Origin of the sequence: Thiothrix winogradskyi, assembly GCF_021650935.1 — a bacterium.
Lineage (GTDB): Bacteria > Pseudomonadota > Gammaproteobacteria > Thiotrichales > Thiotrichaceae > Thiothrix > Thiothrix winogradskyi.
The window spans coordinates 585,182-601,686 of sequence record NZ_CP091244.1 but is presented as its reverse complement, the minus strand read 5'-3'; the positions used below and the strand labels follow the sequence as shown (position 1 = coordinate 601,686).

The 16,505-nt window shown below is 51.9% G+C and carries 11 protein-coding genes and 1 pseudogene; 5 read left to right on the top strand and 7 right to left on the bottom strand.

Annotated elements, in window-relative coordinates; genetic code table 11:
• Positions 1 to 3 precede the first annotated feature (3 nt).
• From L2Y54_RS03255 to fusA, 5 genes and pseudogenes are all read right to left on the bottom strand, one after another.
• Positions 4 to 2,265, bottom strand: coding sequence for an AfsR/SARP family transcriptional regulator (locus L2Y54_RS03255; protein WP_236499798.1), 2,262 nt, complete (start codon positions 2,263 to 2,265; stop codon positions 4 to 6).
• An 8-nt stretch (positions 2,266 to 2,273) separates the two neighbouring features.
• A pseudogene (locus L2Y54_RS21960) lies at positions 2,274 to 3,141 on the bottom strand (IS982 family transposase).
• A 70-nt stretch (positions 3,142 to 3,211) separates the two neighbouring features.
• Positions 3,212 to 4,231: a winged helix-turn-helix domain-containing protein gene (locus L2Y54_RS03245; protein ID WP_236499797.1), complete on the bottom strand. Its 1,020-nt coding sequence runs from the start codon at positions 4,229 to 4,231 to the stop codon at positions 3,212 to 3,214.
• A gap of 215 nt (positions 4,232 to 4,446) precedes the next feature.
• Positions 4,447 to 5,187: a helix-turn-helix domain-containing protein gene (locus tag L2Y54_RS03240; RefSeq protein WP_236499796.1), complete on the bottom strand. Its 741-nt coding sequence runs from the start codon at positions 5,185 to 5,187 to the stop codon at positions 4,447 to 4,449.
• Positions 5,188 to 5,520: 333 nt separating this feature from the next.
• Positions 5,521 to 7,617 carry an elongation factor G gene (gene fusA, locus L2Y54_RS03235; protein WP_236499795.1) on the bottom strand — a complete coding sequence of 699 codons (2,097 nt, stop codon included), beginning with the start codon at positions 7,615 to 7,617 and terminating at the stop codon, positions 5,521 to 5,523.
• A gap of 428 nt (positions 7,618 to 8,045) precedes the next feature.
• On the opposite strand from fusA, the gene L2Y54_RS03230 reads away from it, so the two are divergent.
• On the top strand, positions 8,046 to 8,744 hold the full coding sequence (locus L2Y54_RS03230; protein ID WP_236499794.1) for a response regulator transcription factor: 699 nt from the start codon (positions 8,046 to 8,048) through the stop codon (positions 8,742 to 8,744).
• Positions 8,735 to 10,363: a HAMP domain-containing sensor histidine kinase gene (locus L2Y54_RS03225; RefSeq protein WP_236499792.1), complete on the top strand. Its 1,629-nt coding sequence runs from the start codon at positions 8,735 to 8,737 to the stop codon at positions 10,361 to 10,363. Before L2Y54_RS03230 ends, L2Y54_RS03225 begins: the two co-directional genes overlap by 10 nt.
• Here the strand turns inward: L2Y54_RS03225 and L2Y54_RS03220 are convergent.
• Complete coding sequence (locus tag L2Y54_RS03220) at positions 10,349 to 11,299, bottom strand: sulfur oxygenase reductase family protein (protein ID WP_236499790.1); 951 nt, start codon at positions 11,297 to 11,299, stop codon at positions 10,349 to 10,351. The genes L2Y54_RS03225 and L2Y54_RS03220 overlap by 15 nt on opposite strands.
• A 247-nt stretch (positions 11,300 to 11,546) precedes the next feature.
• On the opposite strand from L2Y54_RS03220, the gene L2Y54_RS03215 reads away from it, so the two are divergent.
• The 3 genes from L2Y54_RS03215 to ilvD all read left to right on the top strand — a co-directional run bounded on the left by L2Y54_RS03215 (position 11,547) and on the right by ilvD (position 15,023).
• Positions 11,547 to 12,377 carry a hypothetical protein gene (locus L2Y54_RS03215; protein ID WP_236499789.1) on the top strand — a complete coding sequence of 277 codons (831 nt, stop codon included), beginning with the start codon at positions 11,547 to 11,549 and terminating at the stop codon, positions 12,375 to 12,377.
• Positions 12,378 to 12,521: 144 nt separating this feature from the next.
• Positions 12,522 to 13,061: a M23 family metallopeptidase gene (locus tag L2Y54_RS03210; RefSeq protein WP_236499788.1), complete on the top strand. Its 540-nt coding sequence runs from the start codon at positions 12,522 to 12,524 to the stop codon at positions 13,059 to 13,061.
• Between the two features lie 111 nt (positions 13,062 to 13,172).
• The gene (gene ilvD / locus L2Y54_RS03205; RefSeq protein WP_236499787.1) at positions 13,173 to 15,023 is read left to right on the top strand and encodes a dihydroxy-acid dehydratase; all 1,851 of its coding nucleotides are present in this window, start codon (positions 13,173 to 13,175) and stop codon (positions 15,021 to 15,023) included.
• A gap of 6 nt (positions 15,024 to 15,029) precedes the next feature.
• On the opposite strand, the gene L2Y54_RS03200 is transcribed toward ilvD, so the two are convergent.
• Complete coding sequence (locus tag L2Y54_RS03200) at positions 15,030 to 16,304, bottom strand: hypothetical protein (protein ID WP_236499786.1); 1,275 nt, start codon at positions 16,302 to 16,304, stop codon at positions 15,030 to 15,032.
• Positions 16,305 to 16,505 lie beyond the last annotated feature (201 nt).

Below are 16,505 nucleotides of genomic sequence, written 5' to 3'. Positions count from 1 at the left end.
GCATTAGGCTATTACAGTACGCGCCCGGATGTCTTTATACAACTTCACGGTTTCCGCGCCGGGCATGACATTTAGACCTTCGCCCAGCAATTTGCGGCAACGTTCATAGGCAGCAAGGGCTTCGGAGGGTCTGCCTAGGCTTTCGTAACAGCGCATCAGCCCTTGGTAAAAGCTTTCGACGAGCGGGTCGATTTCCAGTCCCTTGCGGTAGACCTGAATCGCTTGTTCCCAATCAGAGGCTTTTTCCCAATACTCACCCACGGCTAGGGTGAAGCGTAACATCCGGCTACGCTGGCGTTCTGCCATATCCAGCGCCCAGCTTTGCTGCGCCCCCTTGCCAAGAAATGGCCCGGCATACAGGGTGCTGGCAGTGTCCCACAGCCGTGTAACGCTGCTGGGGTTGGCGTGTGGGTGATCCAATTGCTGCCTAAGCCGTTCCAAGGTGCGTTCAAATGCCCACACGTCCAGCCACACATGGTGAGCATCGAGGGAAATGTTTCGGTCTTTGAGAACAATGGCTTGCTCGACACCGAGTGTTTTTCTGAGGCGGTGCAAGGTAGTGTTCAGGGAACGGGTGGCGGCATCACCGCTGGCATCGGGCCATAAGGTATCCATCAGCCGGGTGTCGCTGACATCCCGCCCGCCGAAGGCAACCAATACTTTCAGTAGTTCCAATGGGCGATTTTTTGACGGGGTATCAATCGGCAGTGGTTCACCGCTCACTTCCACCGCAAAGTACCCCAATGTCTGGATTTTGACCGGTAGTGGCCAATTGGCGGGAATGCCCTTGGTGGTGTGTGGGCTTAGTTCAACCTGACGGATCAGAGACTGCACGCAAGCGGTTTCAATTCCCCGTTCCAGTGCAAAGCGCAGCAGCGGTTCAATCCAAGCGGGGAATGACCACAGCGGTAAGCCCCACCCCTGTTCTTTGCCCTGTAGCAACGCAGCGGTAAGCAGGCGGGCGGCGGTTTCTTCCTCACCCATGCGCAAGCGTAACCACGCTTCTGAGAGGTCGCAATCATGTTCCATTTGTTGGAGACGAGCCGTACCCCAGCGGATTTTGGCTTGATCGAGCAGTTCCAGCGCTTCCTGAGGTGACTGGTCGTTCGCAATCAATGCCAGTGCTAAGCCGTGACGGCAACGTGCCAACGGGTAGACGGCTCCGTTTTCCAAGGCGAGTGCTAATGCCGCCCTGCCATGATCCAGGGCATCGGCAAACTGCCCTGCCACCAATGCCCGCCAGTTGAGCAGCAAGTGGTAATGGACAGTATGGAAGTTGGGTGCTTGGGATGCCAAGATCACGCGCATCTCATCCAGATGGTGGTCGGCTTCTGCCAACCGGGTTTGCATTAAACCGTTGTAAGCGCCCACTGCCAGCAGGAACAGCTTGTACACCTGCACCCCGGTTGCTTGCCCTAATGCCAAACCTTCACGCACGTAGGCACGGCTGGTGTCATAGCGCCCGGCGAAACAATCAACAAAGGCTAGTGACAGCAGCAGGTGCAGGTGTTCCAGCGGGGAGTCCAGCCGGTTATTCCCACTAGCGGCGTACATACGCAAGGTTCTTGCCCATTGGAACAGTTCAGCGCTGCCGCTGAGGTAAAAACCGATGGCAGAACCCAGTTGCCAGCGTAGTCTCGCTTCCAGCGGTTCTGCCCATAACTGGCGGGCGCGGGCTAGCAAGGCTTCTGCGTGGGGGTGGTCGGGGCGACGGTAGTAGATCGCCATTAAGACGGCAGACACGACCCGTGCTTCAGCAGCGGTTTCCCCCATGTTAGGCTGTTGGGCAAATAATTGATCAAAACGTTGTAACCAACGATCCATACCCTGGTGGTTTTGCTGGGTCATCCACGACACCAGCAAGGCGCTGGCAAGGGTTTGGTACATGCCGTTGGCATCCCCGTTTTGCTCAAACAAGGGATAGGCACTGGCGAAACAATGTCCGGCTGCCAGCGGGTCATGCCCGTCAAAGGCAGCGCCTTGCCAATACAGCAGCCAGGGGTTGGTGGTAAGCAGCGTTTCCGGCAGGCGTTGCAGCCAGCCCAGCAAGGTTTGGTGGCGACCTTGCACCAGCAGGTGGGGAGCTTGGGTGGCAATCATGCTGGCGGCGGCGAGCCAGTCACTGCCTGAGAGTGCCAGTTCAATGGCGGCTTCTGGCTGCCCGGTGTTCCGCAAGATGTGTGCGGCTTGCTGGCGTAAGGCGTCAAGCTGTGGGCGTTCCCAACATTTCTGTCCCTGTTTTAACCTGAGTTCGGGATAAGCCATCCCTCAATTTAGATCACAACCAATGCTGATGTTTTTAAATCCAGTGCTGGTTTTTTATCTTGATAGGCATATGACACCAAGCCAGCAATGATGTTAATCATATAGTTAGTGAGTGAACGGTGGCGTGAATGCTCAATTTGTGAAATATTTTTCAACTGATCATTGATGGTTTCGATGATGCTCCGTTTACGCAACATCAGTGTATCGAACGTGTCACGCGCCACGGGTTTCATGTTTTTCTTCAGCGAGGTAATCCATTCAACCCCTTGCTCTGCCAACGATTCTGTCAATGCCTTGGAAATGTAGCCACGATCACCAAAGACTTTGCCGACCACTTTTTTCAGCAACGTGGGAACGGGCTTACGGTCATCGGTATTACCCGAAGTAATGGCAAACGATAAAATATTGCCGCAGTCATCCACGACCAAATGAAGTTTGAACCCATAAAACCAGCCTGTTGACGATTTACCCCGCCCTGCGTCTTTGCGAAAGGTGTGATGACGTGGAATACGCAAATTTTCACAGACTTTCAAGGGGTAGAGTCTATGAAGGCAATACTCGCCCCGTTTCACAGCGTTGCTGCATAAACAGGGTTAGTGGCAAAAGAACACGCGGCATTAACTCAATAAAACGTTGATAACTAGGGAGTTGCGGGAAATGACCCTTAAGAAATACTTTGACATGACGCTCATAATACCACTTGAAAGTACGATACCCCACTTGGTGGTAATGCACCAAAATCGTCATGATTTCACTATCGCCAAGACCACTGTGGCGACGACGATGCCCGCCTTTCGGGGTCAATAACGTTTTGTTCCATTCGGGATGAAAGTCCTGACAAAAATCGTCAATGGCACAGAATAACCGTGTTAGCATCTCAGTAGCAGCCTTTGGTGGGGTCAATGTTGTGTGTGGTTACTCACATTCTCCCATGAAAGGCTGCGCCTTACCTTATCCCGAACTCAGGTTGTTTTAGTAGGAATTCGCGGAATAGCGGGTGATAGGTGTAGACCGGCTCTGCCCCGTTGCTGTGGGTGAGGAAAAAGTTGCGGTCATACAGGTTTTGTAGGATGCGTTCCGCCTGTGGGTGGGCAGTAAGCTGGCTGACCTGCGCCACCGAGAAGGTGGGCAGCAGGGCGGACTGGAGCAGGAAGGTCTGGGTGGTGGCGGGTAGGCGTTCCAATAATTCGCTGGCGAAATAGTCGAACACCAGTTCGGGGTTGTCGCCTTCCTCCGGCAGGGGCAGGTCAGGGTTTTTCTGCCATGCCCGGTACATCAGGATCAGCCCCGCCGCCCAGCCATCGACTGCTAGGTGGATGCGGCGGATGTCCGCCTCACTGCGCTGGGTGGCAGAGCCATTGCCCAGCAGGCGCAGAATGCCGATGGACTCTGCCTCCGTCAGGCGCAGGTCAGCACGGTCAAGCAGGCAGACCGCATGGCGGGCAGCAAACCCCGCCACCCACGCAGGCGGCTTGTCGCGGCTGAGGAAAAATGCCTGAAAACCGGTGGGTAAGGCGGCAGTGAATTCGCGGAACAGCGGCTGCAACGGTGAGTCGGGCGGCAATTCCTGAAAGTTGTCGAACACAAATACCACCGGGGGAATGAGGTCAGCGCACAGGCGTTCAGCAAAGCGGCGGGTGAAGATACCAAGGTTGCCCTGGTATTCGGGGCTGAGGCTGGGCAGTGGCAGGTCTGGCTTGCACAGGTGATAGGAGGCTTGCGCGAGGTAGTGGAAAAAGGTGGCAGGGTCAGTGTCGCCAGCGTCGAGTTGGTACCAGAGGGCAGGGATCGCTTGGCTGGCGAGGTAATCAACCACCAAAGTGGTTTTGCCAGCACCAGCGGGGGCGGAAATCCATACTAGCGGTTGCTGGCTGGCAGCTTGCAATTGCCCGACCAAGGCAGCGCGGGAATAGCGGCTGCCGGTGCGGGGTGGGTTGATTTTGACGGCGGATTTCCATGTAGACATAACGCCCATCCTTTTCTAGACACTCAATGGTTGAGTGTAGAGAGTTAATGGGCAAAGACTTAGTGATAAAGGTCAAATTCAATGCAAATAAACTGCACTCATAATCATGGCGACTAAAATGGCAAATTTCTACTTATAGAGTTCAGTATGGCATGGTCTTGATCTTTATGGTTTTTTTGCACAGATGTGGTATTTTTCTGCATCAAGTGCAGGTTTTAAATGTCACTGTTATGCTGAAATCCTGTCGGAGTTTGTCCTATTTGCCGCTTAAACATCCGTGAAAAATGCGACCCATCATTAAACCCCACCGTAAACGCCACATCCGTCACATTCACCCCCGGCATCCGCAACAACTCACACGCCTTACCAATCCGATAATCCAACAAATATTCCCGAAACGTCTTCCCCTGTTCCTTCCTGAACGTCCGGCTGAAAGCACTCACCCCCATGCTGCAAACCTCCGCCACCGCCTCTTCCCGCACTGCTTCGTGATAATGCGCTTCCACATAACGCACTGCCGCTGCCGTTTTGTGGCAAGCAATCGAGCGAAAACGCAATTCATTGGGGATTGGGTTCACCCCTTGTGCGCTAGAAGCGGTCATGGCTTCTTCCACACTCCCCACCAATTCATGCTGCGATACCGGAACCACCAGATAATTTGACACGTGGTTGCGCAATGCCCAGATTGCCAGCGCCTCCGAATGGTATTCGGTCAGCATCAGCACCGGAATAGCCGCAAACCGCCGCCGGATACTGCTCAGGCTGGATAGGGAAGGAATATCAGGGCGGTCGAATTCAAACACCAGCAACCCCGGCGACTCACGCGCTGTCACATTGCTAACATAATCAGGGGTTTCCACCTTCTCAACCCGCCAGCCATTGGGGATTAGGCGACGGTTACTCGGTGCATTGCGGTTAAAACGTAAATCAGCCCACACGATGCTTTCTGGACACATGAGATCAGCCCTCGACTTGCCACTCTTAAGGCTGCCCTCAACAGCCTCCCTATTAATGCCCCAAACGGAATGAATCAATAAATACTTAATCCAGTTTTGAGCTTAATTGTTATTCTTCTTGTTTGCATTATGCTCAGATTGGCTTACAAATCCCTTACAAAAAATATAGTTTTTGTTCAAAGAGCGGAATTTAATAGATTAAAATTATCTATAATTTATTTTTATCTATATATTAATTTTCCTATAGCAAAAAAGCCCCGCCAGTTACCCGGCAGGGCTTTTTCTTAGCCCCTCGCCCTCAGGGAGAGGGGTTGGGGTGAGGGTTTCCCTCGATTACTTCTCAGCGTCCAACGCTTTCTTACGTTCTTGCGCTTCTTTGATAACCTGATCGGAAACCGATTTCGGGCAAGCCGCATAATGTGAGAATTCCATCGAGAACTGACCACGACCAGAAGTCATGGTACGCAGATCGCCGATGTAACCAAACATTTCGGAAAGTGGAACGTCAGCCTTGATACGCGCACCAATAGGCGCGGTATCTTGGGACTTGATCATCGCACGGCGACGGTTCAAGTCACCAATCACATCACCCACGTGAGAGTCTGGTGCGAACACGTCAACTTTCATGATCGGCTCAAGGATTTGCGGGCCAGCTTTCGGCATGGTTTGACGGTAGCCGCCTTTCGCCGCAATTTCAAACGCGATGGCAGAGGAGTCAACCGCGTGGAAACCACCTTCGCGCAACGTTACTTTCACGTCGACTACCGGGTAGCCAGCCAATGGACCTTTTACCATGCTGTCACGGAAGCCTTTGTCGATAGCAGGCCAGAATTCGCGTGGTACGGAACCACCGACAACCACGGATTCAAAACCGTAACCTGCACCAACTTCGTTTGGCTCGATGGTGTAGTCGATTTTACCGTATTGACCAGAACCACCGGACTGCTTCTTATGGGTGTAGCTGTCTTCCACGCGGCTGGTGATGGATTCGCGGTAAGCAACTTGTGGTTTACCGATGTTAACTTCAACACCGTGAGTACGCAGCAAGATGTCGACCTTGATGTCCAAGTGCAACTCACCCATGCCTTTGAGGATGGTTTCGCCAGTTTCTTGGTCAGTTTCAACGCGGAAAGAGGGGTCTTCTTTAACCATCTTGTTGAGGGCAACACCCATTTTTTCTGCACCGGCTTTGTTTTTCGGTGAGATAGCCAAGGAGATAACCGGCTCTGGGAATACCATCGGTTCAAGTGTCGCTGGATTTTTTGGATCACACAGGGTATGACCAGTTTGCACGTTTTTCAGACCGACCAATGCGATAATGTCGCCTGCTTGTGCAAAGTCGATTGCATTCGCGTCGTCAGCGTGCATTTCCACCATGCGGCCTACCCGTTCGGTTTTGCCGGTGAAGGTGTTGAGGATGGTGTCACCGGTTTTCATCGTACCGGAATAGATACGGGTAAAGGTCAGTGCGCCGTATTTGTCGTCCATGATTTTGAACGCTAAGGCACGCAGTGGGCGGTTAGCATCAACAATCGCGAATTCGCCGGTAGCGTTACCTTCTAGGTCAACTTCAGGCTGTGGCTTCACTTCAATCGGGCTTGGCAGGTAATCCACTACGCCGTCCAGCACCAACTGCACACCTTTGTTTTTAAAGGAAGAGCCAGCGAACGTTGGGAAGAAGTCCAAATTGATCGTGCCTTTGCGGATGCAGCGCTTGATGTCTTCCAAGGCTGGTTCTTCACCACCGAGGTACATTTCCATCATGTCGTCGTCTTGCTCGACCGCCATTTCGATCAGCTTTTCACGCCATTCTTCGACCAGACCTTCCATGTCAGCAGGAACGTCTTGAATGGTGTAGTTCAGTGGGTCACCGGAGCTATCCCACACCCATGCTTTACGGGTTAACAGGTCAACGACACCAATGAAGTTGTCTTCGATACCAATAGGCAAGGTCATTGGCATTGGGCGAGCACCCAGTACGTCTTCTACCTGTTTGACAACGCGGTAGTAGTCAGCACCGATACGGTCAAGCTTGTTGATGTAAATAATACGTGCGACTTTGGAATCGTTCGCATAACGCCAGTTAGTTTCAGACTGAGGCTCAACACCGCCGGAACCGCAGAATACGCCCACGCCGCCATCAAGAACTTTCAGCGAACGGTAAACTTCGATGGTGAAGTCAACGTGCCCTGGGGTGTCGATAACGTTAAAACGGTGACCTTTCCAGAAACAGGTGGTTGCAGCCGACTGGATGGTGATCCCGCGTTCCTGCTCCTGCACCATGAAGTCTGTGGTAGCTGCGCCATCGTGAACTTCACCCAGTTTATGGATTTTGCCCGTGAGTTTCAGGATACGCTCGGTAGTAGTGGTTTTGCCCGCGTCAACGTGGGCGAAAATGCCGATATTCCGGTAAAGTGTTAAGTCAGTCATTTGTCCAAATCTCAAAGAAGAAACGCAGGAACTGCGAATAAGGGGGCGATTGTAATGCATCTTGGAGCATGGAGTAAGGGGAAATTCAAGCGTGAATTGCAGAAATCCATGATTTTTCTGTTAACAGGCTTTGAATAACGGTACGCGACAAAGGCTTCTGCACAGAATCTGCAAATGATTTCCGATGAATTTCCACATTATGGGGATAAAGCCTGCACATCCCACCGGTAGCATACATTCCTGACACTACTCACCGAAACGGGTACTGACGATGACAACAATAATCTTTGGATTACGGTCAGTTTTCCCGACGGGCTTGCAGAAGTCCGTAGACTCCTCTGGATTCCGGTCGGCGGCGCGACACCCGCCGGTCGGGGTTCTATATTTTTCTGCTACCATTTGCCCTCACTTTTCGTTAAATTTCTTGCATGAATAAACATATCCTCATTGCCGACGACGACCCTCACATCCGCGATGTGATTAGCTTTGCGCTGGAAAAAGCCGGGATGCAAGTGACACAAACCGAGGATGGGCGACAAGCTCTCGACACCTTCCGCCGTCACGCGGCTGATTTGATGGTGCTCGACATTAATATGCCGGAACTCGATGGGCTGGAGGTCTGCCGTGAAATCCGCAAGTTTTCCGAAGTGCCGATTTTATTCCTGTCTTCCCGCGATGATGAGATTGACCGGATTTTAGGCTTGGAAATCGGTGGTGATGATTACGTTACCAAGCCGTTCAGCCCACGCGAATTGGTGGCACGGATTAATGTCATCCTCAAGCGCACCCAGCAGCAGGGCAAACCAGCCACTGAGGCAGAGCAAGGCACACTCCGGCATGGCAAGCTCAGTATTCAGCCGGAACAACACACCGCGAGTTGGGATAGTAAGCCGTTAAATCTGACCGCGACTGAGTTCGCCATGTTGCAATTGTTTGCCCGCCAACCTAGCCGCGTGTTCAGCCGTGACAGCATTATGGGCAATGCTTACGACGGTAATGTCTATGTAAGTGATCGCACCATTGACAGCCATATCCGTCACATTCGCCAGAAGTTTGCGGACATCGGTTGTGAAAATGTCATTGAAACGGTGCATGGAGTCGGTTATAAACTTGCCACATGCCAATAAATGCCCGCCTGCCATTTCCACGCAAAACGCTGTTCCGCTTGCGGAGTATTCTGCTGTTGGTGATGTTGGCGGTATTGGCACTGCCGTTGGGTGGGCTGTATTTTTTCCGTATTTACGAGAATGAGTTAGTCCAGCAAACCGAGTTGGAACTGATTTCGCAAGCGGCGGCACTGGCGGCTACGTTTCGGCAATTGGTGCGCCAGCATCAGCAAGGTGGCGAGTACGGTTATATTCGGTTTTCTACGTCGCTGACCCAGCCCGATCCGCCGTATACCAGGGAACAGCCGCTGGATGACCCGTTCTATACGCCGGTTAAGCCCAGTGTTGATTTAATTGCCCCGATTGAGCCGCCGCGCCCCGAAGCCCGCCCCAGCACCCAAGCCGTTGACCCTTTAGCCCGCCAGATTGGCGAGCAAATGAATCAAATATTGCGTGATACCCAGCAAGTGACGCTCTCTGGTATGCGTTTACTCGACCCTAACGGCACGGTGATTGCGGGGCGCGAAGAGATCGGTTTGTCACTGGCACACATTCCCGAAGTCAAACAGGCGCTGCAAGGGAAATACGCCAGCGTGATCCGCCAGCGCATTTCTGACGAACCGCCGCCGCCGCTGTATTCGATCAGCCGGGGTAGCCAAATCCGGGTGTTCACGGCGTTCCCGATTATTGAGAGCGAACGTTTGCAGGGTGTGTTGCTATTGTCGCGTACCCCGAATAATATTATCAAACACTTGTATGCGAATAAGGGCGTGGTATTGCTTGCTACCTTGAGCTTATTGGTACTGGCGGTATTATTGATTCTATTGGTGTCGTCGACCATTTCGCGCCCCATCCGCGAGTTATTGCGGCAAACCGAACGGGTACGCCAAGGCGAACAGCGCGAAGTGGAACCCATCCAGAATCCCGTCACCAAAGAAATTGCCCAACTGTCAGAAAGTTTTGCAGGCATGTCCCACGCGCTGGCGGAACGTTCCGACTATATCCGCCGCTTTGCCACCCACGTTTCCCACGAATTCAAAACACCGTTGACGGCGATGCAAGGCGCATTGGAATTGCTGCATGATCACATTGATACCATGCCCACCGAACGCCGTGAAAAATTCATTCAAAACTTATTGGCGGATACCCAGCGCCTCAAACAACTGGTGAACCGCCTGCTGGAATTAGCCCGTGCGGATTCACTGGAAACCCGCCGCGAAACCAGCACCTTGCCTGCCTTGTTTAAGGCGTTGCACAACCGTTATCAGGAACGCGGCTTAACCGTGCGGATTCACAATGCCCTGCCCACTACACCGCTGGCGATTGCCCCGGATGCGCTGGAAACCATTGTGATTAATTTATTCGACAACAGCCTACAACACGGCGCAAAACAGGTGGATGTGTATGCCCACCACGCTGGAGGTACATTGCATTTGCGTTTGCACGACAATGGGGAAGGCGTTTCTGCGGCGAACCGTGACAAGATTTTCACCCCGTTTTTCACCACCAAACGCACCAAAGGCGGCACGGGTTTGGGGCTGGAAATCGTTGCTTCCATCCTAAAAGCTTACGGTGGCAGCATCCGGCTAGGGGATGCTGCACACGGGGCGGAATTTATTCTTGAACTACCCCTGAGCTGATGCTTGATTCAGCACTTCGCGGTAGGTTTGCTCCTGAAACATCGAGGTGGACAGGCGCACGGTGGGCATAGCCAAGCAGTTATCCAATACTTTGGGGCCGTGAATAAACAGCAATTCCGGTTTGACGTTCACATGCGGCATACCGCCTTGGGCATCACACAAACTTTCCCATTCCACCATCACCAGATATTCGGCAGGCAGGGTATAACCTTCCCAGACCTCGGCGGTACGTTTGAGCTTGCTCCCGGAACTGTCTTTCATGTCTTCCAGCATGGATGCCACGGTGGCGTGACCACTGCCAAGAGTAGATTGCCCGATACGCTTGAGGATCATATACCCGACCATGCCGGTACTTTCTTTGAGCTTTTCCATCGTTTGAATTTCAGCCGCTTCAAACTCGGCTTCTTTTCCCGGCTTAATGCGGTGAGTCGCCATGACCGTCACGGTTTTACCCGAATCAATTGCATAACCGGCAGCCGTGCCTTGCAAATGCTTTTGCAGCCATTGGTTTTGCGAAATCAATTTGGGCAAACTGCTGTGTACCACCCGATAGACGGGTTCTTCGGGGCCTTCCAGTAATACCTCACCGCAACGTGCACAGGCATCCACCACCACGTCTTCAAAGGTTTCATGGAAAGCCTCGTGGGCTTGCCAGCTATCCCAGTAGGTAAATTGATCAATCCAGATGTGTGACAGGGCTTGTCCCATGTCGGTATTCGCTGCCCAACGCATCCCCATTGGGCAAGCACCCATTTGGCGCATTAGGTCAAAGCCGCGAAAGCCGGGGGTTAATGCGGTTGCCAAGCACATTTTAGAACTGGCTTGTTTCATCATGCTCATCAGATTCGGGTCGTTTTTAACCAGTACGCGGTTAATGGCAACATACAAAGGCGACTGCGGTTCTGCGTCAAATAATTGTTTAATATCCACACTCATCGGTTTTCTCCGTAAATTCATGGTTGAACGAATCCGCCAAGCATAGTGCCAAACTTCTGCAAGCCTTGAGTAAACCCCCAGCGGCTTAAGGTTTTTAGCAAAACTTGCTGCGATATTTTCACTGGAAATACGACTATCGCGTTTCCGCTACCGGTTAACAGGATGCAGGCTTTTCAACTCTCACTGTCGCGTCAGAATAGACCCTTAAAACCAATCTTGAATCCCCCTAACTTAATTGAGTGACCCTATGCGCCCTGTGAAAACGTACTTGCTGGCACTGTCATTGTTATTGCTGTTGTTTAGCCCGTTGCACTTACATGCCTTGGTCGCCCCTGCACAGGTTCAGGTAGAAAGTGAGTGGGGGGATGCCAATTCGGATGACATAAAAGCCGTCCTGACTTCGGTCATTGAGGTTATTTCACCGTATATGGCGGGGCGCAATTTTGGCAATGTTATCGTCAGGAATGATAAAAGCGGTCCCATTGCTATCTATGAAAAAAGCCCAAATGACGAATATATCGTGATGCTCAATGTTCAGGGGCGTTACTGGGCGCAACTGGCTTATCAATTTTCCCACGAAATGTGTCATTTGATGTCCAATTACGATCTTGCCCCGAATAACATCACCCGTCAGCAATGGCTTGAAGAGTCTTTGTGTGAAGCGTTCAGTTTGTTTGCACTGGAAAAAATGGCTCAACACTGGGAAACGAATCCGCCCTACCCACATTGGCAGGAATATGCCCCTAAATTCCTAGAATACCAGCAAGATATGGTGAAACAGGCACATCGCCAGCTTCCTAAAAGCATGAAGTTGCCCAAGTGGTATCAAGCCTATGCCAAAACGCTGAGTGCTGACCCCTACGCCCAAGGTCGTGACCTCAACGAGTTGGTTGCCAATCAATTGCTGCCTATTTTTTCATCCAATCCAGAGACCTGGATGACGCTGAATTATTTAAATCTCGGTGACGATAGCGGGGATAAAACCTTGAATAAATACCTAACGGATTGGGAGGGTAATGTGCCGTCCACTTGGCAGCCCACGATTAAAGAAATTAAGCAAATCCTAATAAAGAATTGAACAACAAGCCACTCTTCCGAAAAAGGTTTTTTGCATCAACAAATTATTTTATTATACGCTATATAAAAATTTGAACTTTCAATCCGAACTGCCTGTCACAAAAAATAACAACAGCCGACAGGAAGGGATACTAGGGTGTGTATAATGAACAAGAAACCTCTGCTACTTTTGTTAGCGCTTACCATCTTTATGATTGGGTACTGGATACCCGAAGACCGTCACGTACCCGTTGCCAACGCCAAACCCTATGCGGGTAGCCCTGCCGTGTACGGCTACAAAGTTGGCGGCATTAGTGCGCAAAAAGGCATCAATATTTTTGCCGACCAAGGTGCTGCCGTCGTAGCTGTTACCAGTGGCTTAGTGCTTTACCGTGAAGATACCCCGCAAGGTGAAAGTTCAGTTTGGGTGTTGGGCGCGAAATGGCGGCTGCACCACTATGCCAATCTCGACAAGGTTGAGGTTAAACCAGCCTCTTGGGTTAAAACAGGTGAGAAAATTGGCACCATTGGTACGGCTAAACAAGCCAAACCCGTAGCGGCTAATTTGTATTACTCCATTCGTAGCCTGCCACCGCTGGTCACGGAATGGAAAGCAGAACAGCCATTGGGTTTGGAGCAGGTGTTTTACGTGAATCCGCATGAGTTTTTGACCGCTTACCAAAATGAAGGTAAACCTGCGCATTAACCAAACTACCGATCAGAAGGCAAAATTTGTACCTCTTTAGTGGTTTGATTATGACGTGCTGCCTTCCCCGCGTTAGAATGCCGCTTTGCAAGATGTTGTCAGGAGTACACCATGCCCGTTTACCGTTCCCGCACTTCCACTGGTGGTCGCAATATGGCTGGCGCACGCGCTTTGTGGCGTGCTACCGGCATGACCGATGCAGACTTCCAGAAACCCATTATCGCCATTGCCAACTCATTCACCCAGTTTGTACCGGGGCATGTCCACCTCAAAGACATGGGGCAACTGGTAGCGCGTGAAATTGAAGCCGCTGGCGGTGTCGCCAAAGAATTCAACACGATTGCGGTGGATGATGGCATTGCAATGGGGCATGGCGGGATGTTGTATTCGCTGCCGTCCCGCGAGCTGATCGCTGATGCAGTGGAATACATGGTCAACGCGCATTGTGCCGACGCGCTGGTGTGCATTTCCAACTGCGACAAAATTACGCCGGGGATGTTAAATGCCGCCATGCGCTTGAACATTCCCACCGTTTTCGTCTCCGGCGGGCCGATGGAATCCGGCAAAGCGGTCATCGGTGGCAAACTGGTGAAACTGGACTTGGTGGATGCAATGGTGTCCGCCGCCAACAGTGCCGAAAGCGACGAAAACGTGGAAACGATGGAACGTTCCGCCTGCCCAACCTGCGGCTCGTGTTCGGGCATGTTTACTGCTAACTCAATGAACTGCTTGACCGAAGCACTCGGTTTGAGTTTGCCGGGGAATGGTTCGACGCTGGCGACGCATTCCGACCGCAAGCGTTTGTTCCTCGAAGCCGGACGCATCATTGTGGGCTTGGCGAAACGTTATTACGAACAGGATGATGCATCCGTGTTACCGCGCTCGATTGCCTCGTTTGAGGCGTTTGAAAACGCGATGTGTTTGGACATTGCGATGGGGGGGTCTACCAATACCATCCTGCATTTGCTGGCAGCGGCGGAAGAGGCAGGGGTGAATTTCACCATGAACGACATTGATCGCTTGTCACGCAAAGTGCCGCAATTGTGCAAAGTAGCACCTTCTACCCAGCTTTATCACATGGAAGACGTACACCGTGCGGGTGGCGTATTCGGCATTCTCGGTGAACTTGACCGCGCCGGATTGTTGCACCGTGAAGTCGGTACTGTTCATGCGACCAATATGGCAGAAGCTTTGTCATTGTGGGATGTGCGTTTGACCAATGATGCGAAACGCCATGAGTTTTTCCGCGCAGGCCCCGGCAATGTGCCGACACAAGTGGCGTTCAGCCAAAGCAAACGCTGGGACACGTTGGATATTGACCGCGAAAACGGCTGTATCCGCGACAAAGCCCACGCTTACAGCCTTGAAGGCGGCTTGGCGGTGTTATTCGGCAATATCGCGCTGGATGGTTGTGTGGTCAAAACCGCTGGGGTGGATGATAGTATCCTCAAATTCTCCGGCCCTGCGCGTATTTTTGAATCGCAAGATGACGCGGTAGCAGGCATTCTGGGTGATAAAATCGTCGCGGGTGACATTGTATTGATCCGTTACGAAGGCCCACGCGGCGGCCCCGGAATGCAGGAAATGCTTTACCCCACTTCCTACATCAAGTCCAAAGGCTTGGGTAAAGCGTGTGCGTTGATTACGGATGGGCGTTTTTCCGGCGGCACATCGGGTTTGTCCATCGGGCATGTTTCACCGGAAGCAGCAGAAGGCGGCGCGATTGGCTTGGTGGAAGAAGGCGATATGATCGACATCGACATCCCCAACCGTACCATCAATGTGCGTGTTAGCGATGAAGTGTTGGCAACCCGGCGTGCGGCGATGGATGCACAAGGCAAAGCAGCTTGGAAGCCAGTGAACCGTGAACGTTACGTGAGTGCCGCGTTGAAGGCGTATGCGGCAATGACCACATCGGCTTCACGCGGCGCGGTGCGTGACGTAACGCAGTTGGAAAAATAAGCGGATTTACAAATGCGTGCGCAACTCCAGTGTTTTGTCCTCCAACACCTGTTGCGCCGCTTGTAAGTGGTTCAGATTAAACTCTTGGATCAGTTGACGGCTCATGGGTAACAAACGCTCTGTCTGCTCAAGGTTCTGGGCTTGTAACGCTACACGTATTTGCCGTAGGGTGGCGGCTGCCATTTCCTGTCCCAAGCGTGCCACTTGGGGATGATTCGGTGATTGCCCCCGTAATTTTCGGGTGAAATGTAGCGCACTGTTACTGCTATGCCCTAGGTGTCCGGCATCCATTGCGGCATACGCCTGTTGGATCAGGCTATCAATACTGTCATCCGCTTGGGGTGACGCTATGCCAGTGTTTGGTATTTGCTCGGTGGGTGTTTCCTCTGGCATAGCGGTGGGTGTTGCTTTTTTTGCAGGCGCTGGTTCTGCGGTGGCTGGCGGCTGCGAGGGCAAGGGCTGGCGCTTTACTGTGGGTTTAGCCGCTACTGGCGGAGTAACCATTTTTGATTCAACTTTGTTAACCGGCAGCGGATTAACCTCCATGATCGGTGTGTCTTTATAGACCTGTTGCTCCCGGTTCACCGGTAAGACATTCGCTATTTCCAACGGCGCAAGCGCTGCCAGTTGCATGGGTTCATTGGGGGATACAACGGTTTCCAGGACAGCATTGCCCGCCACGGCGGTAAAAATACCGAACAAGGCCAATAGTGAGCCTGTCATTAGCGCATGACCGATGTGTTTACGGGGTATCACACGGTGTGTGCCGCGTTTTTCCAACTGCTGAACTTGGGGTGATAAGGCGGTTGCCAGTACATGCACGTTTGTTCCTGCAACGCACAGCAACAAAGCCGGATCCAGGTGCTCATCCAGATACCGTTTTTTAATCAATGGTTTGAGGTTTTTTGAAGCATTTTGATGGCAAGGCGATTGTTGTCCGGCTTGCGTGAGGAAGCTTTGGAGTTCCCAAGTATCCGGGCTTTCCAGAACGACATAAGCCTGACCATTGTCGTGCCCGTAAGCCAATGGCGCGAGGATCCAAGGCAACGCAAGGTGTTGGGTAGTGCTGCTGATGTGTTGGAATAGCTCATCCAATGCCCACTGGGATGCTTGATGCGGCAATACATGAATCAAAATGCGCGACTCCAGCCCTTGGTATTTGACCTGTTCCAGATCGCGTCCCCGGTAGATTTTTCCTGCGCCCGATACCGCTATGCAGCCTAATAATGCATAGCGATTATTCAGGACAAGGTGTTTGCCGGAATCAATCAAAGCCCCCATGTCATCACTCCATTTCGTGTGAAAAATATTGAAAATATTAAAATAGTAGGATAATTAATTGATGAAGTCATCATCGCCCAATTTGAGAATGCTTCCTGATACCCTGTGAATATTAGTAATAGCTTAACCTTGCCTTCATAAAAGCCAAGTAAAACCCCCGTGTTACCCGTAACAGCAAAGGGATTTCCGAGCACTGAAAAA